Annotated in this window: 25 protein-coding genes; 8 read left to right on the top strand and 17 right to left on the bottom strand. The window is 71.6% G+C overall.

Features of this window, described 5'->3' with window-relative positions; all coding sequences use genetic code 11:
• Positions 1 to 242: 242 nt before the first annotated feature.
• The 7 genes from VHA73_06875 to VHA73_06845 all read right to left on the bottom strand — a co-directional run bounded on the left by VHA73_06875 (position 243) and on the right by VHA73_06845 (position 8,254).
• Positions 243 to 941, bottom strand: coding sequence for a 3'-5' exonuclease (locus tag VHA73_06875; protein ID HVX17738.1), 699 nt, complete (start codon positions 939 to 941; stop codon positions 243 to 245).
• Between the two features lie 127 nt (positions 942 to 1,068).
• Entirely contained in the window at positions 1,069 to 2,445 is a 1,377-nt protein-coding gene (locus VHA73_06870; protein ID HVX17737.1) for a PhoH family protein, read from the bottom strand.
• A gap of 260 nt (positions 2,446 to 2,705) precedes the next feature.
• Positions 2,706 to 3,434 carry an LUD domain-containing protein gene (locus VHA73_06865; GenBank protein HVX17736.1) on the bottom strand — a complete coding sequence of 243 codons (729 nt, stop codon included), beginning with the start codon at positions 3,432 to 3,434 and terminating at the stop codon, positions 2,706 to 2,708.
• A complete protein-coding gene (locus VHA73_06860) occupies positions 3,431 to 3,553 on the bottom strand; it encodes a hypothetical protein (protein ID HVX17735.1) in 123 nt (40 codons plus the stop codon). The genes VHA73_06865 and VHA73_06860 overlap by 4 nt, the downstream gene beginning before the upstream one ends.
• Complete coding sequence (locus VHA73_06855) at positions 3,550 to 5,001, bottom strand: lactate utilization protein B (protein ID HVX17734.1); 1,452 nt, start codon at positions 4,999 to 5,001, stop codon at positions 3,550 to 3,552. Before VHA73_06855 ends, VHA73_06860 begins: the two co-directional genes overlap by 4 nt.
• Positions 5,001 to 5,858: a (Fe-S)-binding protein gene (locus VHA73_06850; GenBank protein ID HVX17733.1), complete on the bottom strand. Its 858-nt coding sequence runs from the start codon at positions 5,856 to 5,858 to the stop codon at positions 5,001 to 5,003. Before VHA73_06850 ends, VHA73_06855 begins: the two co-directional genes overlap by 1 nt.
• A gap of 2 nt (positions 5,859 to 5,860) precedes the next feature.
• A complete protein-coding gene (locus tag VHA73_06845; protein HVX17732.1) occupies positions 5,861 to 8,254 on the bottom strand; it encodes an amino acid permease in 2,394 nt (797 codons plus the stop codon).
• A 371-nt stretch (positions 8,255 to 8,625) separates the two neighbouring features.
• Here VHA73_06845 and VHA73_06840 point away from each other — a divergent pair, with 371 nt between their 5' ends.
• From VHA73_06840 to VHA73_06830, 3 genes are read left to right on the top strand one after another with little or no spacing between them, the layout of a single operon-like run.
• Positions 8,626 to 9,297, top strand: a complete 672-nt coding sequence (locus tag VHA73_06840; GenBank protein ID HVX17731.1) for a TrkA family potassium uptake protein — start codon at positions 8,626 to 8,628, stop codon at positions 9,295 to 9,297.
• Positions 9,294 to 9,959 (top strand): TrkA family potassium uptake protein, encoded by a 666-nt coding sequence (locus VHA73_06835; GenBank protein ID HVX17730.1) that lies wholly within the window; start codon positions 9,294 to 9,296, stop codon positions 9,957 to 9,959. The genes VHA73_06840 and VHA73_06835 overlap by 4 nt, the downstream gene beginning before the upstream one ends.
• A gap of 9 nt (positions 9,960 to 9,968) precedes the next feature.
• Entirely contained in the window at positions 9,969 to 10,403 is a 435-nt protein-coding gene (locus VHA73_06830) for an HIT family protein (GenBank protein HVX17729.1), read from the top strand.
• 214 nt (positions 10,404 to 10,617) lie between these two features.
• Here the strand turns inward: VHA73_06830 and VHA73_06825 are convergent, their stop codons facing one another.
• From VHA73_06825 to cofC, 5 genes are all read right to left on the bottom strand, one after another.
• Positions 10,618 to 11,364 (bottom strand): sulfite exporter TauE/SafE family protein, encoded by a 747-nt coding sequence (locus tag VHA73_06825; protein HVX17728.1) that lies wholly within the window; start codon positions 11,362 to 11,364, stop codon positions 10,618 to 10,620.
• Positions 11,365 to 11,520: 156 nt separating this feature from the next.
• On the bottom strand, positions 11,521 to 12,198 hold the full coding sequence (locus VHA73_06820; protein ID HVX17727.1) for a GNAT family protein: 678 nt from the start codon (positions 12,196 to 12,198) through the stop codon (positions 11,521 to 11,523).
• A 51-nt stretch (positions 12,199 to 12,249) separates the two neighbouring features.
• A complete protein-coding gene (locus VHA73_06815) occupies positions 12,250 to 12,492 on the bottom strand; it encodes a hypothetical protein (protein HVX17726.1) in 243 nt (80 codons plus the stop codon).
• Between the two features lie 95 nt (positions 12,493 to 12,587).
• On the bottom strand, positions 12,588 to 13,355 hold the full coding sequence (locus tag VHA73_06810; GenBank protein HVX17725.1) for a PIG-L deacetylase family protein: 768 nt from the start codon (positions 13,353 to 13,355) through the stop codon (positions 12,588 to 12,590).
• Between the two features lie 76 nt (positions 13,356 to 13,431).
• The gene (gene cofC, locus VHA73_06805) at positions 13,432 to 14,004 is read right to left on the bottom strand and encodes a 2-phospho-L-lactate guanylyltransferase (protein ID HVX17724.1); all 573 of its coding nucleotides are present in this window, start codon (positions 14,002 to 14,004) and stop codon (positions 13,432 to 13,434) included.
• Between the two features lie 43 nt (positions 14,005 to 14,047).
• Here cofC and VHA73_06800 point away from each other — a divergent pair, with 43 nt between their 5' ends.
• On the top strand, positions 14,048 to 15,073 hold the full coding sequence (locus VHA73_06800; protein ID HVX17723.1) for an NAD(P)H-dependent glycerol-3-phosphate dehydrogenase: 1,026 nt from the start codon (positions 14,048 to 14,050) through the stop codon (positions 15,071 to 15,073).
• A 170-nt stretch (positions 15,074 to 15,243) separates the two neighbouring features.
• Entirely contained in the window at positions 15,244 to 17,295 is a 2,052-nt protein-coding gene (locus VHA73_06795) for a hypothetical protein (GenBank protein ID HVX17722.1), read from the top strand.
• Positions 17,296 to 17,384: 89 nt separating this feature from the next.
• On the opposite strand, the gene VHA73_06790 is transcribed toward VHA73_06795, so the two are convergent.
• Entirely contained in the window at positions 17,385 to 20,015 is a 2,631-nt protein-coding gene (locus VHA73_06790; GenBank protein ID HVX17721.1) for a glycoside hydrolase family 38 C-terminal domain-containing protein, read from the bottom strand.
• A 126-nt stretch (positions 20,016 to 20,141) separates the two neighbouring features.
• Here VHA73_06790 and VHA73_06785 point away from each other — a divergent pair, with 126 nt between their 5' ends.
• Entirely contained in the window at positions 20,142 to 21,296 is a 1,155-nt protein-coding gene (locus tag VHA73_06785; protein ID HVX17720.1) for a CoA transferase, read from the top strand.
• Positions 21,297 to 21,331: 35 nt separating this feature from the next.
• On the opposite strand, the gene VHA73_06780 is transcribed toward VHA73_06785, so the two are convergent.
• From VHA73_06780 to VHA73_06770, 3 genes are read right to left on the bottom strand one after another with little or no spacing between them, the layout of a single operon-like run.
• A complete protein-coding gene (locus VHA73_06780) occupies positions 21,332 to 21,826 on the bottom strand; it encodes an OsmC family protein (GenBank protein HVX17719.1) in 495 nt (164 codons plus the stop codon).
• The gene (locus VHA73_06775) at positions 21,823 to 22,269 is read right to left on the bottom strand and encodes a hypothetical protein (GenBank protein ID HVX17718.1); all 447 of its coding nucleotides are present in this window, start codon (positions 22,267 to 22,269) and stop codon (positions 21,823 to 21,825) included. Before VHA73_06775 ends, VHA73_06780 begins: the two co-directional genes overlap by 4 nt.
• Positions 22,266 to 23,189, bottom strand: coding sequence for a cyclase family protein (locus VHA73_06770; GenBank protein ID HVX17717.1), 924 nt, complete (start codon positions 23,187 to 23,189; stop codon positions 22,266 to 22,268). The genes VHA73_06775 and VHA73_06770 overlap by 4 nt, the downstream gene beginning before the upstream one ends.
• Positions 23,190 to 23,295: 106 nt before the next feature.
• Between VHA73_06770 and VHA73_06765 the strand changes: the two genes are divergently transcribed.
• The gene (locus VHA73_06765) at positions 23,296 to 24,039 is read left to right on the top strand and encodes a ribonuclease HII (protein ID HVX17716.1); all 744 of its coding nucleotides are present in this window, start codon (positions 23,296 to 23,298) and stop codon (positions 24,037 to 24,039) included.
• Between the two features lie 133 nt (positions 24,040 to 24,172).
• Here VHA73_06765 and VHA73_06760 read toward each other — a convergent pair whose 3' ends face one another.
• Positions 24,173 to 25,432 carry an acyl-CoA dehydrogenase family protein gene (locus tag VHA73_06760; GenBank protein HVX17715.1) on the bottom strand — a complete coding sequence of 420 codons (1,260 nt, stop codon included), beginning with the start codon at positions 25,430 to 25,432 and terminating at the stop codon, positions 24,173 to 24,175.
• A 171-nt stretch (positions 25,433 to 25,603) separates the two neighbouring features.
• Between VHA73_06760 and VHA73_06755 the strand changes: the two genes are divergently transcribed.
• Positions 25,604 to 26,017 carry a hypothetical protein gene (locus VHA73_06755; GenBank protein ID HVX17714.1) on the top strand — a complete coding sequence of 138 codons (414 nt, stop codon included), beginning with the start codon at positions 25,604 to 25,606 and terminating at the stop codon, positions 26,015 to 26,017.
• Positions 26,018 to 26,028: the final 11 nt, after the last annotated feature.

The following is a 26,028-nucleotide window of genomic DNA, read 5'->3' as shown; positions in this document are numbered from 1 at the left end:
TGCGCGGGGAGGTCGCGTGGCGGATCGTCGAGTCGGGGGCGTCCGCGCCCAGGACGCAGGACGCACGACCATGGCCTCCACCAGCCGAGCCGAGGACGAGGACGCCGCCGCGGGCGGCATCCGGCCGGCGAGACGCTGCGCACGCCTATCCGCGCAGGTCCTCACGGTTGGATGTTGGGTCGAGGCGCGGGTGGCGACTCCGACCGTCGCGGTGGGACGGCACGCGCCCCAGGGGTTTGGGGTCAGATCGCGACTTGGGGGCCGGTGGCCGCGGCGGGCGTGAGCCGTACCCGCGGCGCCGGGGCGGGGAGCTGCCAGGACATGGCCGCAGCCGTCTCCGGTGCCGGCATGCGATCGACGTGGCGCGAGGCGTTGGGCCAGCGGCGCTCGGTGAGGACTCGGGCGAGGCGGGCGTCGCTGGCGGCGTACGCGTGGAGCGCTTCGTTGGTGAGGTCGTGGATGTGGGACCGGTCGACTTCGACCGGGGTGAGGCCCATGGCCCTGGCGATCGACTTCAGCGAGCACGAGATCCGCAGCAGCGGACCGACGTCGGACTTGTAGAGGCGATACGCGTCGAGGTGGCGGTGGCCGTACCACTCGCCCCGGTACGCGCCCGGGTGTCCGGGGAGCGGCCCACGCACCGCCAGCGCCGGGTCGTGGCGGATGCGGAGCCCCAGGTCGAGGGGGTGGCGGCTGGCCCGGTCGGCGATGAAGGGAAGGTCGAACGCCCCCCCGTTCCACGTGGCGATCACGCCCGGCGGCAGCTCGAGGAGCTGCTCGTCGACAGCTAGGAGCAGGTCGGGCTCGGGCCCGGTGAACACCCGGTCGTGCCCGGGCCACGACAACGCAACGGTGAGCACACGGGCAACAGCGGGGTCGAGGCCGTTCACCCGCGTGTCGGTCTCGATGTCGAGGCCGTAGATCATCGGCTGGTGTCCCACCGTGTCACGTCCCTCCCGCGACGGCCGTTGCCGAATGCTACGAACGGCTACGGCGCGAACGGGGGATGGTCGCGGGTGGGGTCGGTCGGTGGTGCCAGCACCGGTCGGGCAGGCGACCCCCCGGGGCTCACAGCAGTTGCGAAGCGAGCTCGGCCAGCTCGGACCGTTCGCCGCGAACCAGGCGGACGTGGCCGAACAGGTCCTGGCCGCGGAACGCGGTGACCAGCGCGGTGAGGGCGTTGGTCTGCTCCGACAGGAAGGCCGCGTCGATCTGGGTGGTGTCGCCGGTGAACACGACCTTGGAGTCGGCGGCGATGCGGGTCAGGATCGTCTTGCCGACCTGTGGCGACAGGTTCATGGCCTCGTCGACGATCACGAAGCTCGAGTGCAGCGTGCGACCCCGCAGGTGGGTCACCGATTCCATGGTGAGCTGGCCCCGGGCCCGCACTTCTTCGAGCACCCGTGCGGCGTCCTCCTGGCTCCGTTCGTCGGTGAGCGCGTACACGGCATCGGTGATCGCGGCCATCCACGGGTCGAGCTTCTCGTCGAGCGTGCCGGGCAAGTAGCCGAGCTCGGCCTTGCCGACGGGGACCACCGGCCGGTACACGCAGATCCGGCTGTAGCGGCCCTCCTCTACGACCTGTTGCAGGGCTGCGGCGACCGCCAGCAGCGTCTTGCCCGTTCCCGCGGGGCCGTCGAGGGCCACGACCTTCACGCCTTCGTCCAGCAGCAGGTCGAGCGCGAACCGCTGTTCCTTGTTGCGAGGCCGGAGGTCCCACGCGTGGCGGTCGGGTCCGAGCAGGCGCACGTGCTGGGGCGTGCGACGGACGAGCGCGGACTGGCTGCCGGCGTGGAGCACGCCGTACTCGTTGACTTCGAGGCCGTCGAGCGCCGCTGCCGCGGGATCGTCGGGCAGCACCGAGCCGGTGTCGAACAGCCGGTCGATGAGCGACGCGGCGACTTCGAGCTCGTGCCAGCCGTAGCCGCGCGGCCCGCGGCGCACCGCGCCGAGCGGGTCGTGCTCGCTGGTGGCGAGCCCGAAGGTGGCGGCCTTGACCCGCATTGCGGTGTCGTTGGACACGAGCTGGACGGGCGGCCCTCCGGGCAGCTGCTGGCCGAGTGCGGCGCCGATGATGCGGTTGTCGGGCTTGTCGGCGTCGAGGCCGTGCTCGCGCAGCAGCGCGGTCTGCACGTTGTTGAGCTCGACGCGGATCGTGCCGCCGACCTCGCGCGGCGCCGCGGCCTGCAAGTCGCCCCCGAAGTCGAGGCGGATCCCTTCGATGCGGCGCAACACCTCTCGCGCGGCGACCCCCACCGGGTCGAGCCGCTTCTTCAACCCGTCGAGCTCCTCGATCACGGTGAGGGGCAGGACCAGGTCAACATCGGGGTACGCGTCGAACACGCCGTCGGCATCGGCGACCAGTGCGGAGGTGTCGAGCACCACCGTGGCAGTCGTCGTGGCGCGCCCGTCAGGGCGCGACGGCGCAGGGAGGAGGTCGGTCACAAGGCATCCCTTCGATGGGCGCGGCGGCCCGGCGACGCCGGGGGGCGCAGCTGGCGCCCCTCATCTCTCGCGTCCGTCGGACCTGTGGTCACGAACCGTTCCGGGCTCGCTCACACGAAGCAATCGTGCGCATACCGCCACCAATGAAAGCCGCGCGCGGTGCCGGAGTGGGGGATGGGCCGGGTCAGTTCACGAGATGTTCAGCCGGCCGACACGCCGAGGGCGGTGGGCGCCCCGGTGCGCTGGCGCGGCGTCGCCGGCTACGTGGTGGACGGCGACGCCGTCACGATGAAGTGGACGGCCACCGGTCCGTGCACGCCGAGGGTGATGAGCTGTTCGATGTCGCCTGTGCGGCTCGGGCCGCTGATCAGCACCAGGTTCGACGGGAGGCTGCGCCCGTCGCCGAGCGGCCGGAACACATCCGCGGGCGTGGCGGCGATCGAGGCCGCGTCGATCACGCAGGCGTGGACCCGGGGCAACAGGCTGGCTGTGCGGCTGCCTGCCACTGCGCAGTCGACCACCGCCGAGCCCGTGGCGGCGATGGCGGACACCGCCGAGGTGACGCCGAGGTCCGCACGCGCCGCGGCGGCAGGTGACAGATCGGTCGACACGTCGACGCCGAGGGCACGCAGGGGCTCGACCAGCGCCCGCGCACGGGGCTCGGCGCTGACCACCGCGCTCGTGATGGCGTGCTCGCGCACCAGTCCGGTGAGCAGGTCGGCGGGCACGCCGGCCGCGGCCACCACATCGACCGCGGCCTTCTGGTCGGTGGCGACGCGCCGGAACACGTCGACCAGGTCGGCTGCGGTGCCGTCGTCGGCGGGGTCGACGAGCCGGAAGCGGATCTCGGGCGCGCTCGCCTCCGGTGCCGGCGCGGGGTGCGCGGGCCACCTCGGTTCCGGTGAAGTGGACGTGCGAGCCGCCTGCCGCCGGAGGCGGGCGAGAAACGCAGTCCGGTCGCCGGACTCGAAGGCAGCCCCGGTGGTCACCCGGCGAGCGCGTTCACGAGGTCGGTCACGCTGATGGTCGTGGTGCTCGCGGCGGACGGCGCGGTGACGTCGGTCCGCTTGCCGATGTTGTCCATCGTGGCCCTGGCGTCGAGTTTCATGACTCACCTTCGGTTCGTTGGCGCCAGCGGTCACGGAACCGCTGGCCGGCGGGCACGGGCAAGGTGCGCCCCTTGCTCCAACGCGCCGCTCCTGGAACCATCCAGGGGTGCTTTGCCACGCCGCGACCGAGCGCGGCGGCCTTCGTGGAGGCGTCGTAACCCCGTGGCGACGCCCACAGCATCGACCACGCCCGCCACGCCGCACGCTCGGCTCGGCCCGCCCCGCCGGCCGCCCGGTTGCGGCGATGGGCGAGCAGCAGGTCCTGCAACGGGATCTCGACCGGGCAGGCGTCCATGCACGCGCCGCACAGCGTCGAGGCATCGGCCACTTCTGCGGCGCCGGGCGTGGTACCCGCGAGCAGCGGGGTGAGCACCGCGCCCATCGGCCCCGAGTACACCCACCCGTACGCATGGCCGCCGACTTGGCGGTACACCGGGCAGACGTTGAGGCAGGCGCCGCAACGGATGCAGTTCAACATCTCCTCGAACTCGGTCCCGAGCAGGTCGCTGCGCCCGTTGTCGAGGATCACCACATGGAGCTCGTCGGGCCCGTCGGGTTCCCCGGCGCGGCGCGGGCCCGTGATGATGCTCGTGTACGACGTGAGCCGCTGGCCGGTGGCCGATCGGGTGAGGAGCGTGAGCAGGAGGTCGAGCTGGGCCCAGTCGGCCACGACCCGCTCGGCTCCGATGACCACGACGTGGATCCGGGGGAGCGACGTGACCATGCGGCCGTTGCCCTCGTTGGTCACCAACACGATCGATCCGGATTCGGCGACACCGAAGTTGGCGCCGGTGATGCCCACGTCGGCGTCGAGGAAGCGGCGGCGCAGCTCGGCGCGGGCAAACGCGTTGAGCTCCTCGGGAACCGCCGGAAGCGACTCGGGCGCGCCGGCCTCGGCGCCGAACACCTCGCGGATCGAGCCGCGATCGTGGTGGACGGCCGGCGCGATGATGTGGCTCGGGTGCTCGCGGGCGAGCTGGATGATCCACTCGCCGAGATCGGTCTCGACGACCTCGCACCCCGCGTCCTCCAGGGCGTCGTTCAGGCCGGTCTCCTCCGTGGCCATCGACTTCGACTTCACGACGCGGGGCGGCCCGGCGGTCGCGTGGTCGGGTCGCAGCCGCGCAGCACGCCCGGCGAGCCGGGCGATGTGCCGGTTGGCGTCGGTCGCGTCGGGGGACCAGTGCACGTGACCGCCGGCGGCGAGCACCTGGTCCGCGAAGCGTTCGAGCACGGCGGGAAGGTCGGCGATGAGGGCGCGTTTCACCGCGCGGGCACGGTGACGAAGGACATCGGGGTCGTGCAGCTCGGCCAAGCCGTCGAGGCGGTGGCTCGCGAAGCGGTCGACCGCAGTGGCCACACGGCGGCGTAGCACCGGGTCGGCGACGGCGACCGCCGTGCGGTCGCGCAACGTGCTGTCCGGGCCGAGCGGCCAACTGCCGGTCATCACTCGGGAGTACCCGGTCGCTGGGGTGGCTCGTGGCGGGGTGTGTCGCCGGCTGCCTCCGCCGGCGCGTCGATGGGTGGGGGCAGGGCGGCCGCGAGCAGCTCGGCGATGTGGCTGGTGCGGATCGGCCGGCCGCGCGCCTCCGCGCGGGTGCGCAAGTGCACCAGGCATGACGAGTCGGCCCCCACCACCAGGTCGGTCCCGGTGTCCGCGAGCGAATCGAGCTTCTGGTCGGCCATGGCCTCAGAGGTCTCGGGCAGTTTCACGCTGAACAGACCGCCGAACCCGCAGCAGCGCTCACTGTCGGCCCACTCGGCGCGCTCACAGCCGTCGACAACGTCGAGCAGGTCCAGCGGTTGGTCCCGCACGCCGAGCTCGCGCAACAGGTGGCAGGAGTGGTGCCAGACCACCCGTTGCGGCTCGGGGGTGGCCAGGGCCGGGAGCGGATGGCCGGCCAGCCACTCGGTGAGCTCGAACGTGCGGGCGGCGACCGCGCGAGCCCGGGCGGCCGTGGCGGTGTCGCCGACGAGGTCGAACAGCTCCGGCCACGACCGTCGGACCATCGTGGCGCACGACCCGGCCGGCACCACCACCGCTTCGACGCCCGCGTCGAGCTCGGCCGCGAGCGCGTCGAGGGTGGTGCGGGCCACGCGGGCCGCGTCGGGTGAGAACCCGCTGTTCCACGCGGGCTGGCCGCAGCAGGTCTGCGCGAGCGGCACCACGACCTCGTAGCCCACCGCTTCGAGCAGCTCGACCGTGGCCATGCCCGCCTCGGGCTCGAACACGTCGACCAGGCAGGTGACCAGCAGGGCGACGCGAGGCCGCGCGTCGGGCGCTCGCTCCGCGCCGGCGGTCACGATCAGCGCAGCTCGTACTTGGGGTTCAACAGCGCCAGCCGCCCTCGGTGCTGGCCGACCATGCCGTGCACGCGGATCGTCGAGCCGACGTCGAGCCCGGCAAGCGTGCGACGGCCGAGGAAGACGACCTGGATCTGCCCGCCCTCATCGGCGAGCGTGACTTCGAGCGCCGCGACGCCGGAGACCGGCTGCACTTCCATGACCTTCACGCGACCGACCAGGTCGACTCGCTGGCGGAAGCGGGCGGCGGCGATCGGCGACGGCGTCTCGCTGGGCGTGGCGGTGCCGCGCGAGGCCGCGTCGGGCGCCACGTCGAACATGATGCCTTTCGGGCTCGCCTCCACTTTCGACGGCTTGCCGCCGACGGTCACCGTCCGGAGCCGCTCCTGGTTCGCGCGTGCTTCCTTGGCCGATTCGTAGTAGTCGGCCGCCGACTGCTCGCTGTGGCGGCCCGACTGCAGGTGGAACGGCACGAACGTGACGTTGACGTGGGGGAGGTCGGCGAGGGCCTCGGCGATCTCGTCACCGGTGCGGTCGTGCAAGAAGCGGTGCCAGAACCGCCGGTACTCCAGGCGCGGGATGAGGACGGTGACCTCGGTCTCGGCGTCGATCGCCTCCGCTGCGGCCGCCTCCAGCGCGGCCCGCGCCACCCGGCGGTCGGGGCACTCCACGATCTGCAGCGGCACCCGACCGAGGCCCGTCTCGGTCCAGTTCTCGCCGAGCTCGCGCGCGCGTTGCTCGTCGATCGCGAAGTGCATCGCACGTACCTGGTCGGGGGACAGCGTGCGCGCGTACTGCAACGCTCGACCGACCGCGCGGCTCAACTTGTCGACCATCACCAGCACGACGTGACGCTTCAGCACCACTTCCTCGGGGGCGTTCGACGCCTCGTGCGTCAGTTCGGCGAGCTCGGACTCGTACTGCTTGTTGAGTCGCATGAACACGAGGATCAGCAGCGGTGTGGCCACCACGACCACCCAGGCGCCTTGTTTGAACTGCGTCACCAGGATCGTGAGGAAGACGATCGCCGACAGCAGGGCGCCGATCCCGTTGATGGCCAAGCTGCGCTGCCAGCCCGGCTCGCGCTTCGTCAGATGGTGCTTGGTCATGCCGGACTGGCTGAGGGTGAAGCTCAAGAACACGCCGACCGCGTACAGCGGGATCAATGCGTTGACCGTGGCGTTGGTGACCAACAAGAGCACGGTGGCCGTCACCGCGAGCGACAAGATCCCGTTCGAGAACACCAGCCGGTGGCCGCGCTTGGTGAGCTGGCGCGGGAGGAAGGCGTCCTCGGCGGCGAAGCTGGCCAGGCGTGGGAAGTCGGCGAAGCTCGTGTTGGCCGCCAACATCAACACGAGCATCGTGCTGATCTGCAGGAACAGGTAGCCGAGGTCGGCCAATGCGCCGTGCCCGAACACCTGCCGCGCGACCTGGGAGATCACGGTCGGACTCCCCGACTCATGGGGCACGGGGTGCACCTTGGTCGAAAAGAACGACAGGCCGAGGAAGAACGTGCCGAGGATCACGGCCATCCACACGAGCGTCTTGCGGGCGTTCTTCCACTCGGTGGGACGGAAGGCCGTCACCCCGTTGGAGATGGCCTCGACGCCGGTCATGGCCGAACCACCCTTGGCGAACGCCTGGAGCACCGCGAACGCACCCGCGCCGTAAAGGAACGTATGGGTCATGCCCTGCTTGCCGGTGGGGTGCTTGGTGAGGTCGAGGATCGAGCCGGCCGAGCTGAAGTGCCCGATGTGCGCGCCGCCGAACAACTTCGCGAAGCCGATGGCGAACATCAGCATCATCCCGCCGATGAACAGGTACGTCGGGACCATGAAGATCTTCCCGGACTCCTTCACCCCTCGCAGGTTCACCAGGGTGATCAACCAGGTGACGACGATCGACAGCACCAGCCGATACGGCACCAGCGCCGAGACGACAGAGGTGACCGCGGCGATGCCCGCTGCGGCCGAGACCGCCACCGTGAGGCTGTAACCGATCAGCAGCGAGGTGCCGGCCACCAGTCCGACGACGGGGCCGAAGTTGTCGCGGCTCACCATGTACGAGCCGCCCGCGGTCGGATATTCCTTGACGGTCTGGCGATACGACAACACCAGGAACACCAACACGACGATCATCGCCGCCGTCACCGGCACGACCAGGCTGAAGGCGAAGACGCCGACGAGCGGCACCAGGATGTGGAGGATCTCCTCGGTGGCATACGCCGACGACGAGATGCAGTCCGACGAGAAGACCGCCAGCGCGGTCGGGACGCCGAGACGTTGGTGCTCGAGCTCCTCGGTGTGCAAGGGCGGGCCGAGGAACCGCTTCTTCAGCTTGTACGCGAACGTCTCCGGCAGGTCCAGGGCCGGGGACTCCGGCAGCGGCTCGACCACCGGCGAGTCGGTCGACGGAGGGGACCCGGTCGATGCGGTCGAACCGGTCGGGCTGGCGGTCTCGGGCGGGGCCGTGCTTTCCACAGGGCATCAGTCAAGCAAAGATGACCGCGCCTCCCGCGAAGCACGCGTCCGACGCCCGCCCCGCGAACCCCTCCGAGCGGTGAGCACTTCACCACCTGGCGGGTGGCCAAGTACGTGCGCGGACGGGTCGCCCGAGTCGCGGGTCGCCGTTCATTCGCCAGGCTGCGCGGCCTGGCGAACAGGCGCCGTGTTGCGGGGTCGGCTCGCCTCCTGAGTGCTCACCGCAGGGTGTTGCCGGGGGCGGGTGGAGTTGCGACTGGGCAGTGGACCGTGTTGCATGGCGCTCCGTGCACGTGGTGATCGTGGGATGTGGTCGGGTCGGATCCGAGCTGGCCATCTGGCTCGACGAGCACGGGCACTCGGTGTCGGTGGTCGACCGCGACAAGGGCGCGTTGCACAAGCGGCTACCCGAGGCGTTCGGCGGACGGTCGGTCGTCGGCTACGGCTACGACCGCGATGCGCTCCTCGAGGCGGGTGTCGAGAGGGCCGATGCGGTGGTGGCGGTCACCAGCGGCGACAACTCGAACATCATCACTGCCCGCGTGGCCCGCGAGACGTACCAGGTGCCCTACGTCGTCGCCCGCATCTACGACCCGCGGCGCGCGGTGATCTACCAGCGCCTCGGCATCCCGACGGTGGCGACGGTGTCCTGGACCGTCGACCAGATCCGTCGGCGCCTCATCCCGAGCGTGCTGACCCCCGACTGGACCGACTCCACCGGCACGCTGTCACTCGTCGAGCGTCCCCTGCCGGCGGCCTGGGCAGGCAAGAAGCTGAGCGACCTGGCCGACGACCGCTTCCGCGTGGTTGGCGTGGTCCGCGAGGGCGAGGCGCGACTGCCGAGCGACGACTTCGTCGGACAGGAGGGCGATGTGCTCCACGTCATGTGCACCAGCGACGCGCTCGAGGCGTTCGCGGCTCGCTTGGCGGGCGACGACAACGCCGAGGCGGCGTCATGAAAGTGGCCATCGCCGGCGCCGGGAAGGTCGGCGCGTACATCGCCAACGACCTCGCCGACGCCGGCCATCAGGTGGTGGTGATCGAGCGTGACCAGGCCGTCGTCGCCAAGCTCCAGGAGGAGCAGCTTCGGGCGACGTTCGCGGTGGCCGACGCCTGCGAGATCGCCGAGCTGCACAGAGCCGGTATGGCCGACGTCGACGTCATGGTCGCGGCCACCGGCGAAGACCAGGTCAACCTGGTGGTGTCGCTGCTCGCCAAGCAGGAGTTCGCGATCCCCCGGGTGGTGGCCCGGGTCAATCACCCCGACAACGACTGGCTGTTCAACGAGTCGTGGGGCGTCGACGTGTCGGTGTCGACCCCGCACCTGCTCACGGCGCTGGTCGAAGAGGCCGTGTCGGTGGGGTCGTTGGTGCAGCTGCTGAAGCTCGAGAACGGCGAGGCGAAGTTGGTCGAAGTGACGCTTGCGGCGTCATGTCCGAACACCGGGATCCCGCTCGCCAAGTTGGAGATCCCGCGCGACGCGACCGTGGTGGCGGTCGTGCGGAACGGCCACGTGGTCGTGCCTCGGGGTGACACCACGCTCGAAGCCGGCGACGAAGTGCTGGCGCTCGTGACGCCCAACTCCGAGGCCCGCATGAAGGAACTGCTCGTCGGCGGTTGACGGATTCCCGTGGCCACGAGCTGTCGGTTCTGCCGGATCGTCGCCGGAGAGGAGCCGGCCACGGTCGTGCTCGACGACGACGACTTCCTCGCGTTCCTCGACGTGCGCCCGCTGTTCCACGGCCACACGCTGCTCGTGCCGAAGGTCCACCAGGGCACGCTCACGGACTTGCCGGTCGACCTCGTCGGTCCGCTGTTCGGACGTGCCCGCTGGCTGGCTGCCGCGATGGAAGGCGCGCTCGGCTCGCAAGGGTCGTTCGTGGCCGTCAACAACAAGGTGAGCCAGAGCATCCCGCACTTGCACGTGCACGTCGTGCCGCGGACCAGAGGCGACGGCCTGCGCGGCTTCTTCTGGCCCCGAACCAGGTACGCCCCCGGCGAAGCCGATGAGGTCGCGACCCGGCTCCGCAGCTGGCTCGCCACCAACGACCCGCCCGCCCCCTGACCGCCTGCCCCCTGGCCGCTGCCCCCTGGCCGCGCGCCCCGATCCTGCTGTGAGCAACTTCGGGTGCGCGGATTGGTCACCCGAGTCGCGGGTCACCGTTCGGTTCGTGAGCCTCCACCTGGCGAACAGGCGCCGTGTCGACGGGTCGGCTCGCCTGCCGGCTCGCCTCCTTGGCCACCTCCTGGGTGGCTGGTTGCTCACAGCACGACGGAGGTCAGGCGATCACCGCGAGGTAGATCGCGGCGGCGAGGCCGAGGAGGACGACGCTGGCGCGCAGCGCCGGGGGTCGGAGCGCTCGGGCCACGTGTGCGCCGAGGTAGCCACCGACCAGCGTCGTCGGCGCGGCTACGGCGACCACCGTCCAGCGCACCGGCCCGAACAGACCGAAGATCACCACGCTCACCGTGCAGTCGACGAGCGACAACACCGTCTTGAGCGCGGTGAGGCGGGCGATGGTGCCGGGGAGCGACAGCACCAACGTGGCCAAGATGATCACCCCGAGCGCGCCGCCGAAATAGCCGCCGTAGATCGTGGCGGCGAAGATCGCCGGGTAGCGCCAGCGTCGGCCCTCGCCCGTGGGGTGGCCGAGGCGGCGGGCGATCCACGGTTGCAGGCCGACGAGCGCCGATGCCACGAAGACCAGCGCGGGGACGACCAGGTCGAACGCGCCCGACGGGGTCAGCAGCAACAAGATGCAGCCGGTGGTGGACCCGGCCACGGTGGCCAGCGCCAGGCCGCGCAGGGCCGTGGGCTCCTCCCGCAACTCGCGCTGGAATCCGCCGACGCCGCCCAGGTAGCCGGGCCAGGTGGCGACCGAGTTGGTGACGTTGGCCGTGAGCGCCGGGAGTCCTGCCACGACCATCGCCGGGAACAGGATCAGCGAGCCGCCGCCCGCCACCGTGTTGACCAACCCGCACAACAGCCCGGCGACGGCGACGAGGACGTAGCCGTCGGCATGCATCGCGACAGTCTGGCCGCGGGCGCCGCGTCACCGGTCAAGCGGCCGGTCAGACGAGGGGTCGGGCGGCCGGTCCGGGGACCGGTCGAAGGCTCGCCGGGCGGCCGCTCGAGCGGCCGATCCGCGAGGGTCGGGCCGAGCCGGCCGAGACGCCGCTGGTCAGGCGGTGGCGCCGAGCAGCTTGCGGCAGGCGTCGCCGAGCCCGCGCAGCTCGATGTCGTCGCGCCGTTGCGCCTCCCACACGGCACGGTCCATGGCGAAGCGCAGGAGACGGACCGACTCGCGGGCACCGGTGGCGCGACCGTCGGCATCGAGTGCGGCGCGGCTCATCAGCTCGTCGCCGTTGGGCGCATAGCCGAGCGATCTCGTGACCCCGATCGACGCCGGGTTGTCGTCGTGCGCGCCCGTCGCGGCCCGCGCCGCGCCGAGACCGGCGAACCCGAAGTGCAAGACGGCCGCCCGCATCTCCTTGCCGATGCCCTGGCCCTGGTGCGCCTGGCCGAGCCACGACCCCGTGTGGAAGGTGCGGTTGGTCGGGAAGTCGGTCGCGAAGAGGTCCTGCATGCCGACCGGTGCGCCGTCGGCCCACACCCCGAAGGCCACCCGCCAGCTCTCCGGCCCGAGCGCGCCCCGGCCGGACCAGTGCCATTGATAGAGGCTGCGCCGAACCTCGTCGGGGGTGCCGAGCGCCCAGGCCTCCTCGAACGGAATGGCCGCCGCGGGGTGGATGCCGGTCGCGGCCACATCGGCGAGCGCTTCGAGATCGGCGTCAGTGGGGTGGCGCAACACCAGACGCGGGGTCCGGATCTCGAGCTCGAACAGAGGCCAGTCGCGCATGTACCACGATGGCGATCGGGGTGCGCCGCGAGCCAGCGAGATTCGCGGGCGTCAGCCCTCGAAGCGGACCTTCGGCTGCCCGTCCGCCACCGTCAACGTCACCGGGACCGCAAGGAGGTCGAGCGGATCCCGGTCGCCCAGACCCGCGGCGTGCACGGTGACCACCTCGCCGCGGTGCTCGCCTGCCGCGATCGCCAAGTCGACGCGGACGACCGCCGCGCCGGACGGGCCGTCGGCGTCGACCACCTCGTCGGCGTCGACCACCACCGCGTCGTACCGGCCATCGGGGAGCACCCCGCCACCTTCCCACACCGCCCACCCCGGCAACTGTGAGCACTTGACCACCCACCAGGTGGCCAAGTGCTCACAGCAGGGCGGGGTCGGCGGGGTCAGAGGTCGTCGATCAGGGCGAAGGCCTCTGCCTCGGCAACACCGAGCGCGCGGCCGACCGTGGCGAGCTCGTCGTGGATGCTGCGGCGAAAGCGTGCGAGCGCCGCGTCGCGGCTCGGGTCGTCGTCGCCGGGCACGAACATCGTGGACTCGAACTGGCTGCGGTGCGCCTCGAGCGCGGCGACCTTGGCGTGGCCGTAGCCGGTGACGTCCTCGACGTGCGTGGGTGCGTCGGCCTCGAACAGCAACAGCGCGGAGGGACGGTGCGGGGCCAGACCGTGCTCGCGGAAGAAGTGGGGGTCGCGGGCGGCGACGACCGCGTCGCACGTGAGGAAGCCGGCTTCCCGGTGGTCGGGATGGAGGCGGTACCGCTTCCACGGGTCGTGGCCGACCACGATGTCGGGTCGCAGCTCGCGGATCCAGCGGGCCACTTCAGAACACGTCGACCGGTCGTTGCGCAGCTCGCCGTCGACCTGGTCGACGAACACGACCTCGCCCCCACCGCCGAGCGCGCGGCTCGCCTCCCGTTGCTCTGCTTGTCGGATGGCGACCAGCGCGGTGAGGTCGGCGTCGGGGTTCCATGTGCCTTTCGAGCCGTCGGTGCAGACGAGGTGGTGGATCTCGCAGCCGGCCGCTGCCCACTTGGCGAACGTGGCGCCGCACCCGAACTCGATGTCGTCGGGGTGCGCCCCGATCGCGAGCGCGCGAGCCGGGGTGGGGAGGTTCGAGCTCCGCAGCCGGACGGGGGTGATCGGCGACCCAGGCACGGCCGGATGGTACGTCCGGCGCGGTGCCGCTCGCGCGACCTCGGGCGCCGGGCGCCGTGCGCCGGGCCAGGCCGCCTCAGTCGAGGTACGCGAGGTCGGCGGGGTCGTCGATGTCGTACTGGAGGGCGTCGTGGCGTCGCACCACCAGCGGCAGCGATCGCCGCTCTGCCTCGGCCATGTGCCGCGCGCACGAACCAGGGCCGTACGCAAACTCGAAGCCGGCGCCCGTGGGCACCGAAGCGACGTTGGTACCGTCGCCGCGGCGATCGGGTACCAGCACGACCGTGTCGGCGGCGGCGACGAGCGGTTCCTCGGCGAGCCAGGCGAGGGTGGTGGCGCGGGGCAGGTCGCCGTGGGCGACGACGGCCCGGTCGTAGCCGGCCGCGGCGGCTGCCGCGACGGCGGCCTGCACGGCGCCGTTCAGCCCCGATCCCGGCTGCCAGCTCACGTCGGCTCCCACCGACCGGGCCCAGGTGGCGACTTCATCGTCGTCGCACACCACCCACACGGGAAGCGGCGCGGCCGCACGCACCACGATCGTGGCCATGTGGCGCGCGAGCGCCGAACGCTCCGCCGGCGACAGACGTGGGGCCAGACGCTCCTTGGCCCGGCCGAACGCCTTGACCGGCACCAGCACCACGGCTCCCACCGGGCTGAGTCTACGGCCGGGGACCTGCCGTAGAGTCAGCGAGATGGACATCAACGTGGCGGTGATCGGCGCCGGGTCGTGGGGCACCACCGTGGCGGCCTTGTGCGCGGCCAACACCCCCACGATGTTGTGGGCCCGCCGGGCGGAGCTTGCCGAGCAGATCGACACCGAGCACGAGAACCGCGACTACCTCTCGGGTTTCCAGCTACCCGCGCAGCTGCGTGCCACCGCCGACCTGGAAAGGGCGGTGCGTCAAGCCGACGTGCTCGTCATGGGTGTGCCGTCGATCGGCTTCCGCGACGCGCTCGAAGCGGTGAAGCCGTTTCTGCGGCCGTGGGTGCCGGTGGTCAGCTTGTCGAAGGGCCTCGAGCTGGGCACGAAGTTGCGGATGAGCCAGGTGATCCAAGAGGTGGTGCCCGGCCACCCGGTGGGCGTGCTGACCGGTCCGAACCTCGCCAAAGAGATCCTCGCCGGCCACGCGGCCGCCAGCGTCGTGGCCATGGACGACGACAACGTGGCGCGGGCGCTCCAGAAGATCTTCTACGGCGACCTCTTCCGCTCGTACACCAACCACGACGTCGTGGGTTGCGAGCTCGGCGGCGTGTTCAAGAACGTCATCGCCATCGCGTCGGGCATGGCCGACGGCATCGGCACGGGCGACAACACCCGCGCCACCGTCATCACCCGTGGCCTGGCGGAGACCACCCGCCTCGGTGTCGCCATGGGCGGCGAGGCCATCACGTTCTCCGGCCTGGCCGGCATGGGCGACCTGGTGGCGACCTGCATCTCGAGCCAGAGCCGCAACCGCCACGTCGGCGAGCAGCTCGGCAAGGGCCGCAAGATCGACGACATCATCGACGAGATGAACATGGTGGCCGAGGGCGTCAAGACCTCGAAGGTCGTGGTCGAGCTCGCCGAGGAGTACGACATCGAGCTCCCCATCTGCGAAGAGGTCTACAAGGTCTGCCACCAAGGTGGTTCGGCCGAGGACGCCTACCGAGGTCTTGCTCGGCGGCGTACGGGCCGGGAGATGTACGGCTTGGCTGATCCGCCGCGGCTTCGTCGATGACGGCTCGCCGAGGCTGGCGCTCGGTGGTCGCGAAGCCGCTGGGCGGTCGCGGGCGCGGGACCAGCCGGGGGGCTGGCCCCGAGCCGGCCGACCCGGCGGCCACCAAGGGTTGGGTGCGGCCCTGGGCGTGGTCGCACGGGGGACCCGCGACGCCGGATGCGGGCGACGAGGTGGGACCCGACGAGGTGGGACCCGTCGAGGTGACGACCGTCGACGTGACCACCGGCGGCTCGGCTGCCTCGGGCACGCCCGTGGTCGCGAACGCGCGGCCTGATCGCTTCACATCGATCGGCACGATCGACGGACCGGCGCTCGCCGCCGTCGACCCTCGCGGCCTGGTCACGCCCGGCGGCGCCAGCTGGTCACTCGATTGGTGGGTCGGGGCCGACGATCGCTGGCACCTCCCGTCTGAGGAAGTCGCGGTCCGCCAGCGCCCGCTCGGCGCCGCCCCGGTCGTCGAGACGGCGATGCGCATCCCCAACGGCGACGCCGTGCAGCGCGTGTACGCGGCGCAAGTCCCCGATGGTCACGTGGTCGTGGTCGAGGTCGAGAACCGCTCCTCGATGCCGTTCGCCCTCGCATGGGCGGTCCGGCCGTTCGTCCGCGGTCGGGTCGGATCGGTGGGGTCGGTGGTCGTGGAGGGGCGAACGGTCGTGGCGCGGCCTGCCGCGGGGTCCGCCGCGCACGACGCGCCCGCGGTGGTCCTCGATCGTGGTCCGGGCCGCGTTGCCGTCGGCGCGGGTTCCGGCGGGGATCTGGCCAGCGTGGTGCTCCTCGGCGAAGCGGCGCTGGTGCCCGAAGGGCCGGCGACCGCTGCCTGCCCGCGAGGGCTGGCGCAGGCGGTGGCGATCGTCGCGGTTCCGCACCGGGCGACGGTCCGGGTGGTCGTGCCCCTCGATGTCGGTCACCCGATCGCGCCGACGTTCCCGCCGGTCCTGCCGACCGCCGACGACGTGGTGGCCGGGTGGGACATCCACTGCGGAACCGAGCGGCGCATCGTGTTGCCAGACAGCCAGCTCGCCGAGGCTGCCGCCCGGGCACACCGGCGCCTCCTGCTCGGCGCCACCGAGGGTGGGGCGGCGGGGTCGACGTTGGTGAGCCGTCTCGACCCGCTGGCCGTCGTGGCGGTGCTCGACGCGCTCGTCGACGCAGGCCATGACCACGAAGCGGGCCAGATCCTCGCTTCGTGGCTGCTGGCCGAACCTCGATCGGTCGGCGCCGGTGCGCCCGCCCTTGTCGCACTCGCTCGGTACTGGTCGGCCACGGGCGACGACGACCTCGTGCGCGCCGGGCGCGAGATCCTGCGCGACATGGCGGCAGCCGTGGCAAGCAGCGCGGCCCGAACCGACCTGCCCGTGGCCCTGCGCTGCTGGTCGGTCGCTGCACTGCAGGCGGCGGCATCGCTGCTCGACGAGATCGGCGACCACCGGGCTGCGGCCGACGCGCGCCACACGGTCGGCACCCTCGCCGACGCGCGCGACGCCGCGCTGTCGGCGCTGACGGGGCCGTCCGGCCATGCCGGCTCGTCCGATGCCGATGCCGACGACCACCGTGCGAACGGCGCCGGTGCGGGCGGACGGGTCGCCGACGAGGCCCGCGCGCAGGCTCGAGCCGTGGTGGCGGCCGTGGCAGCCGGGGCGTTGGCGGCTTCGCACCCCGGCGTCGGGCCGGTTGTCGCGGGGGCGGGCGACGAGGGCGAACATGGCTCGCTCGTGGAAGAGCTCGACGCGGCCACGGTCGCAGTGCGGCGCGGCGAGGCCGACGCGACGGTGCGCTTGGAGCGACTCGCGGCGACTGCGTCAGACGCAGGTGCGTGGGGGACGGGAGGCGACGACGACCTTGCCGTGGCGGCCCGGCTGTTGCGCGCCGCGCGGGCCCTCGCCGTCGTCGAGGTGGGCGGCAGGCTCGACGGTGCCCGTCAGGCCACGGCGACGGGTGGCCAGGGGCCGGACCAGGGCGAGGGTGCGGGCGAGCACCGCGCCGCGCGCGAGCTGACGTTGTGTCCGGCCTGGCCGTCGGAGTGGCGGGGGAGCGGGCTGGAGGCGCACGGCATCCGCTTCGGGGCGTCGGCAGTGTCGTTCGCGGTCCGCTGGCACGGAGAGCGTCCGGCGGTGTTGTGGGAGGTCGACGGCCCCCCGGTCACCTTGCGTTCCGGCCTCGACCCCACCTGGTCGACCGTGGAACACCGCGGCGAGACCCTCTGGCACCCGACCCCACGGTGATCTCACCCCGACGGTGAGCTCCACGCTGCTGTGGGCATGCGGGGCTGCCCAGGTGCCTCAACTGCTCACCCCACGATGGTGGGGTGGGGTCACGGCTGGAGTTGGACGGTCTGGATCGCCCAGGGGGCGAGGTCGAACGTGGCTTCGAACGGCTCGAGCGGACGGCCGCGGAGGTCGACTTTCCAACCGTGGCGACCGTCGATGGTGACTTCGGCTGTTGACGCGCTCGGGTTGAACACCCGCACGGTGAGCCCTCCCGACGGGTCCCGGAGCACCGCCGACACGACCGCACCGGTGACCGACAGGGCCTGGTGCCGGTCGCCGTGGATCCGTTCGGCACCACCTGGCGAACCCAGCCCGCGCATGGGGACAAAGGCGTCGTCGACCACGTCGTAAGGGTCGCGGCCACCGAGGTGGACGGCGTAGCGGAAGCGCTGCGGGCCTGCCATCTGCGGCCCTTCCATCGGAGTGATCGGCCCGGCGGGCAACATGCGGGTCCGCATGGGGATCTGCGACAGCAGCCCGGTGCACCGCAACAACGTGAGCGCCAGCGAGTGCGCGGCGCCATCGCGGATGTCGACGAGCTCGTACTCGAGAAGGCCTTCGTGGGCGACGGTCAGGCCACCCGCGCACACGAAGCGGCGAGACGGGAACGTGGGGACGCCTTCCTCGTTCGGCCCGCCTTCGGCCGTGAGGCCCCGCTCGATCGTGGCGAAGGCGCACTCGGCGGTCGACGTGGTGGCGGCGGTCGGCAACGGGAACCAGGCACGTAGCCGGTGGTCGCGGGTCTGGTTGTCGAGGGCGACGTCGACCCGCAGCAGGTCGTCGCCGGCGTGGAGCTCGAGTGTGGTCGTGACCACGACGCGGTGCTCGCCCACCCGTTCCTCGCCGAACGTGGCGTGTGGCCAGGTGTACGTGGCGACGGTGGCGAGCTGGGCCCGCACCGGCCCCGTCTCGAGCACCGTGACCTCCACCGAGTCCGGCGCGTCGACCACGGTGTCGTTCGCCGGGGGGCACCAGTTGTACGTGTCGCCCTTGTCGCCGTCGTCGACCAGCCGGCCGAGGCCGCCGTGGCCGTTCACCGAGTACGTGCCGTCGTCGGCAACGTCCACGGTCAAGATGCCGTTCGACAGCGTGCGGTCCGACGCGGTGGCCGGATCGACCGACAAGGCTGCGGGTGCCGTGCGCCGCCAGCCGAAGCCGGGGACGTCGGCCACGTGGGCGAGGACGGTCCGCGTGGCCTGCCAGGTCATGTGGAACCGGCAGCTCGCGTCGGGACGGGTCGACGCCAGCTCCTCGACGGCGGCGAGCGACGGAGCCGGGTCGAGCAGCCCGAAGCGACCCGCGTCGACGTGGAGGTGGAGGTCGAGGCTGCCGTCGGCGCCGTGCTCGACGTCGATCCGGTCGACGTCGAGGAAGTTCTCCACCACGACACGGTGGAAGTCGACGGCTTGTGCGGCGGTCGTGGTCACGAACTGGACTTCGGGCGGCGACGAGCCGACGGTCTGTGTGCCGGGCAGGTCGTCGCCGGGCGGGAGCTCGAACGACACGACCCCGCTGCGCGTGCGGGCCACGGGGTTGACCGCCAGCGGCACGTCGCCGCCCGCGCCCTCGGCGGCCGCGGCCAGCGCTCGGTCCGCGAGGCCCTCGGCGATCCCGATGGCCTCGTCGAAGCGGTGCAGCACGGAGTCGACCACCTCGTCGACCGAGCACGCGCAGATGGAGTCGTGCGCCGAGTTGCGGACCATCTCCTTCCAGGCCGCCGCGAGGAACGTGGTGGGCCAACTGTCGGGCGGCGCGAAGAGCGCCCACAGCGGCTCGGCCTCGCGCTCCAACGACCGCTCGGCGCGAGCCGCTGCCTGTTTCACGTCGACCCGGTTCGACGCGACCCCCATCAACAAGTTGGCCCGGGCGCCCGAACGCAGCTCGCCGCGGTACGTCGGCAGCCCGTTGGTCACCGCGTCACGGGCGTACTCCGCCAGCCCACCGACCCGAAAGTGCCAACGGTCCTGCAGCGCGTTGGCCTCGGCGACCAGCCGGCCGAGCTGCGGTTGCGGGTGCAGGTGGTCGGTGCCGTTCATCCACAGCAGCGGGTCGGTGGCCTGATGCGGGTGCGCCTCGGCGTAGCGGTCGACTTGCTCGACCAGGCCCTTGGCGTCGTCGGGCAACTTGGCGCCGTTGCCGTACCCGCGAGGCAGGTACTCGGCCCGGACCCGCGAGCCGTCGGGCGCCTCCCACCAGAACGCGGGCGAGTCGCACAAGCGGTCCGGCACGCCCCGCCACACTGTCGTGTGCGCGAAGCCGAACTGGCGCAGCAGCTGGGGCATCTGCGCGATGTGGCCGAACATGTCGGGCAGGTAGCCGACCTCCATCGCGCCGCCGAACTCGGCTGCTTTGTCGATGCCGAGCGCCAGGTCTCGGATCATGGTCTCGCCCGACACGAGGAACTCGTCCATCAGGATGTACCACGGCCCCACTGACAGCCGGCCCGAGGTCACGAGGCGGCGCAGCCGGTCGGCGGCGTCGGGCCGGATCTCGAGGTAGTCGTCGATCACAGCCGTCTGCCCGTCGAGCATGAAATGGGCGTACGACGGGTCGGCTTCCAGCAGCGGCAAGAGGTCGTCGACCAGGTCGACGAGGGTCATCCGGAACGACTGGAACGGCTTGTACCACTCCCGATCCCAGTGCGTGTGCGGCAAGACGTGCACGGTTCGCGCCATGCCGTGCAGCGTAAACGTCGCCCCGCGTGCGGCGGGCCGTCCTGCCCCAACCCTGCTGTGCGCGCTCAGCCACCTCCTGGGTGGTCAAGTGCTCACAGCAGGGGATGGGGGCCGTAGGGTGAGCCGGTGAGCTCCGCACCTCTCGACGGCTACCGGGTGGTCGACCTGACGTCGAACATGGCGGGACCGTTCGGCACCCAGATCCTCGGCGACCAGGGCGCCGACGTGATCAAGGTCGAGCCGCTCGTGGGCGACATCACCCGCCACACCGGCACCGAAGCCAACGGCATGTCGGCCTACTTCGCAAACCTCAATCGCTCGAAACGGTCGGTGGCGGTCGACCTTCGACGCGACGAGGGACGGGCCGTCGTGCGCGACCTCATCGCCACAGCCGACGTCTTCGTGCACAGCATGCGCCTCGATGCGGCGGCCCGGGCAGGCCTCGATGCCGAGACCGTCCGCCGGGACCGCCCCGAGCTCGTCCACGTTGCCATCGCCGGGTTCGGCACGCACGGCCCGCTCGCGGGCCTGCCCGTCTACGACCACGTGGTCCAGGCGCTGTCGGGCATGGCGTCGATCCAGGCCGAGCGCGACGGCTCGCCGCGCCTCACTCGCCACGGCCTGGTCGACAAGGCCACCGGCCACGTGCTGGCCGAGTCGGTGTGCGCGGCCCTGCTGCGGCGGCACCGGACGGGCGAGGGTGCGTCGCTGTCGATCAGCATGCTCGAAGTCGCGCTGGCCTTCCTGTGGCCCGACGGGATGATGACCGAGTCGGTGCTGGCGCCCACCGTCGGGCGACCGGCCGTCGCCGGCTCGTTTCGCGCCACCCCCACCGGCGACGGCCATCTCGTGTTCGTCGCCATGACCGATGCGCAGTGGGCCGGTGTCGCGGCGGCGGTGGTCGACATGGGGGAGCCGGCCGTCGAAGGCGAGTCGCGGGTCGACCTGCTCCGCCGCCTCCGCACCTGCCTCCGCGCGACGACCACCGCTGCGGCCGTCGACCTCCTCACCCGCCACGAAGTGCCGTGCGCGCCGGTGCTCGGGTTGGACGAAGTCGCCGACCACCCCCAAGTCGTGGCGAACGGATCGGCACCCGTGCTCGACCATCCGGTGATGGGCCCGCTCCGCCAGGTGGTGCCGGTGCCGTCGTGGCCCGGCGTCGAGGTCGGCGCGCTGCGGCCGGCGCCATCGGTGGGCGAGCACACCCGCGAGGTGCTGACGTCGATCGGCTACGACCCGGCGCGCCTCGACCAACTCACCGCGGACGGCGTCATCGGCTGAGCTGCGCCGTCGTCACCGACGGCGCAGCGTCGTCGTCACCGACGAAAGAAGGTCGGCTCCACGGTGACGCCGGTGTGCAAGGAGCTCGCGATGAAGCACTCGCGGTGGGCCACCTCGCACAAGTGCAGGAGTCGGTCGTCGCTGGGCGTCGGGCCGGGGTGGTCGGTGTTGATGGTGATCCGGGGCCGCAAACCGATGGCGGTGAGGCGCAACGGCGGGTCGTCTTCGGGCATCATGCCGACGGCGTCGTCGGCGTAGGCCACGACGTCGATCCGGGCCCGCGCGGCGACGGCCAGGAAGCTGAACAGCTGGCACGACGAGGCCGCCGCCACCACGAGCTGCTCGGGGTTCACGAACCGGGCGTCACCGAGGAACGCGGGGTCGTTCGACATCTCCGCGCCGGGCTCGACCCGCGTGCCGTCGACCAGCTCGACCCACCAGCGGTGGACCCGGTGGTAGCCCTCGTAGCCGACGCCGGTCGACCCGGCCCACTCGAGCCCGCTCCGGTAGAGGTGCACGGTGCCGCTCATCGCCGTCGGGCCGCCACGGCCAAGGCGCAGGCGGCGCCGAGCAGCAACCCGCCACCGCCGACCACGCGCAGCCCGCGCCCCCCGCCCGCAGCGCGGCGCCCGTCATCGCCGTCGGGCTCGGTCGGGCCGACCGTCCCTTTGCCGCCCACCGCCCCGACGGACCCGGTCGAACGGAACGATCCGACCGAGCCGATCGACAGCATCGACCCCACCGACCCGATGGACAGGATGGATCCGGCGGAGCCGATGGACAGGATCGATCCGGCGGAGCCGATGGACAGGATGGATCCGGCGGAGCCGACCGACAGGATGGATCCGGTGGACCCGACCGACCGGATGGATCCGGCGGAGCCGACCGAGCGGATCGACGCGGGAGACCCGTCCGACCACATCGACCCAGGCGACCGGTTCGCCCCGTTCGCCGGCACCGGCAACGCGCTCATCGGATCGCCACCGGCGCCACGGGGCCCCCGACCGACCGGGTCATCGGCAGGGGACTGGCCACGAGCAGGCAGTCGTAGCGGCCGTCCGCGGCGCAGGCGTCGGCCAGCTCGTCGAGGAACCAGTTCTGGCCTTGTAACAGCCCCATGTCGCGCAAGTGGATCATGTGCACGGGCAACAGCGCCTTCGGGTCCTCGCACGGGAAGACCTCGAACACCAAGGTGTCGGTGGCCACCGCCGCCACGTCGTGGTCGTGGAGCCACTCGATGGAGTGTGCCGACAGGCCCGGAGAAGGATGGCTGTAGCGCGCGCGGCGGTCGGGGAGGAAGTGCATCTGCCCGGTGCGCACCAGCAGTGCGTCGCCTGCCAGGACCTCGATGCCTGCGGCGGCGGTGGCCGCATCGAGGTCCTCGCCGGTGATCGGGTAGCCGTCGTCGAAATGATCGACGCCTTTCAGGCGGGCGATGTCGACCAGCACGCCGCGGGTCGTGACCGGGCCGACGTGCTCGATGCCGAGCTCGTGGGCGCCCGCCTCGTCGTTGGTGACGGCGTCCACGCCGTTGTAGAGCTTGCCGTCGTAGCCGACATGGGCCAGCGCGTCCCAATGGGTCGCGGCTTGCACGCCCATGGTGACGGCGTCGTCGGACGTGCAGAAGTCCGTCGGGTCGCCGGTCATGGACTGGTTGACCGTCAGCATCGTGCGGTGGGGGTTGTCACGTCCGGGGATCCCGCCGGTCTGCGGGCCGTCCTCGTCGAAGGGGATGGCGAGCGACAACGCCGTGCCGGTGCGGGCGGCCGCGAGGCCACGGCGGACGGCCGCGTCGTCGATCAGGTTCAAGGTGCCGCGGCGGTCGTCAGGTCCCCAGCGTCCCCAGTTCGACACCTTCGCGGCGAGCTGTTGGAGGTGCTCCGGCAGTGCCATCGGCTCAGTCTCGCGGTTCGCCGGCCTCCCGGCGCTCGACAAAGGACCGGGCAGCCTGACGTGCGTGCCTCGCCGGCCTGCCCACTCGGGCCCTAACTTCGAGGGCGTGCGTCAGCTCCGGAAGGCCTTGCAGGGCAAGGGCCCCACGCTCTCGGTCGAGCGGGAGCTGTGGGGCGCGGGCGCGGAGTACGTGGTCGGGGTCGACGAAGTGGGCCGCGGTGCATGGGCCGGGCCGCTCACGATCGGTGCCGCGGTGTTGCCGTCGGACCGCAGGGTCTACAAGGTGCGCGACTCCAAAGTCCTGACCGAGGCGGAGCGCGAAGCGATGTTCGACCGCCTCGTGCCATGGTGTGTGGCGTGGTCGGTCGGCCACGTCAGCCCGGCGGAATGCGACCGGCTCGGGATGGCCGAGGCCCAACGAGTGGCGGCGCGGCGGGCGATCGACGGTCTCGGTGTCGTGCCCGACCAGGTGCTGGTCGACGGCAACTGGGACTTCGTGGGCACCGGTAACGTCCGCCGCATCGTCAAAGGGGACGCGACCTGCTTGTCGATCGCCACCGCGTCGATCCTCGCCAAAGTCACCCGCGACCGGATCATGCGCGCCGAAGCCGAGCACCACCCCGGCTACGAGTTCGACAGCAACAAGGGCTATCCGTGCCCGCGCCACAAGATGGCGTTGCAGTGGATGGGTCCGTCGTCGATCCATCGACGCCGCTGGGTGTTCATGGATCACACCGCGTGGTCCGGTCACTGGCGCCCACCGGAGTGGCGCGGGGAGGACGATCCACCCCCGTTCGCCGAGTGGCAGCCCGTCGTCCCGGACCCCCAACACCGCCTCTTCGATCCCTGACCCGCCCCACCCATCGAGCCAACCGCCACCGTCCGACAACCCATCCGCCCGACAACCCGAAACAACCCCGTGGTGGGTGGGGAAGTGGTGGTTGGGGCGACCGGACAGCCACCCCGTCGGGTGCTTGGGGTGGTCAGTTGGTGCGGAGCTCGCGGAAGGGGCTGGTGGTGTCGATGCCGGGCTCCTTCGGGAGGCCGAGCACGCGCTCGCCGACGATGTTGCGCAGTACCTCGTCGGACCCGCCGGCGATGTGCATGGCGGGCTCGCTGAGCACGAACTGGCTCCACGAGAACGTCCCCCACTCGCCGGTGTCCGCCACCAGGCGCGGACCGAGCACGTGGGAGATGAACTGCGTGGTGGCCCGCATGTTGTTGCACAGGGCCATCTTGGTGATCGACATCTCCGGGCCCGGTGCCTGGCCGGCGCGGATCTTGTCGACCGCACGCTGGTTGGTGAACTTGGCGACCTGGTAGCCGATGTAGACCTTGGCGAACTCGTCGCGCAGCACCGGGTCGTCGGCGAGGTCGAAGTGGCGCATGGTCTCCATGAACCGCACGCCGTTCGCCATCCCTGATCCCGACCCGGAGCCGGCGCCGATCGACGCCCGCTCGTTCATGAGCGTGGTGAGCGCCACCGCCCACCCCTGGTTCACGTCGCCGAGGCGGTGGTCGTCGGGGATGCGGACGTCGTTGAAGAACACCTCGTTGAACGCCGCGCCCCCGGTCATCTGGCGCAACGGCCGGACTTCGAGCCCGGGCGCCTTCATGTCGACGACGAACCCGGTGAGGCCCTGGTGCTTGGGGAGATCCCAGTCGGTGCGGCAGATGACCTCACCGATGTCGCTGTAGTGCGCGCCGGACGTCCAGACCTTCTGGCCGTTGACGATCCACTCGTCGCCGTCGCGGTCGGCCCGCATGGTGAGGCCGGCGAGATCGCTGCCGGCACCGGGCTCGCTGAAGAGTTGGCATCCGATCAGGTCGCCTCGGTACATCTTCGCCAGGTACCGCTCCTTCACGTGCGGTTGGGCGTGGGCCAGGATCGTCGGCGCGACCATCCCGAGGCCGATCCCGAAGAAGCCGGCGTCCGGCGTGGCGTAGCGGGCCTCGAGTTGGTCGTAGGCACGCGCATATGCCGCGGGGAGGCCCCGGCCTCCGAGCTCGGTCGGCCCGGCCACCCAGCCGAAGCCGGCGTCGTAGCGCGTGGCGCGCCACTCCTTGGCCTTGGCGATGTCGGCCTTTTCGGTCTCGCGGTCGGTCTCCTCGAACATGCCGAGCTCTTCTTCGCCTTCGCCCCACTTGAAGCGCTTGTCGGCTTGGCGGAGTTGGGCGTGGCCGTCGAGGAACGTGGCGGCCTCGGCCAGGAAGTCGTCGAGGCTGATGGTCGGTTCTGCCATTGGTCGTGCTCCCCCCGGGTGCAGTCCGGCTCCACAACTTGACCAGTCAGTCAAGTGGCAGAGGTGAACCTACAAGAACCGCGGCCGCCCCGGCACGTCCGCGCGCCGGGGCGTGGAGTTGCCCGACCTGGCGAAGTGCCCCACGGGGGGTCGCCCCTCTACCGTTGACGGATGTCCGATCGGCTCCGACCCCTTGCCGTCACCGTGTTGGGCGCGCTCACCTTGGCGATGTGGACCGGGCGGTTGGGGTTGGCGTGGGGCACCGGCGGCTCGTCGGCCTCGAAGCTGTGGGCCACGGTGCCGGTGGTGGTGTTCGTCGTCGCGGGGATGGCGGCGCTCGCCGTGGTGGTGCGGACCCCTGGTCCGCACCTCGCGGCACGCGACCGCACCCTCGCCCGGGTTGTCGCGTGGTGGACCATCTTCTACTGGGTGGTGCGCCTCCCGGTGATCTGGTTCGACGGGCGGTCCGTGGGCTTCAAGGGCGTCCACACGGTGCTGGCGCTCGTGTCGTGGGCCGCCGCAGGGTGGACGATCCGCTCGTTGCGCTCTGTTCGTCGGCGCGACGCGCTCGCCAACCCCGCTTGACGGAAGCGAAC

This window comes from Acidimicrobiales bacterium, from assembly GCA_035547835.1.
In the GTDB taxonomy this organism is placed as follows: domain Bacteria; phylum Actinomycetota; class Acidimicrobiia; order Acidimicrobiales; family Iamiaceae; genus DASZTW01.
The sequence above is the reverse complement of the archived record's forward strand: the minus strand, read 5'-3'. Positions and strand labels throughout refer to the sequence as shown.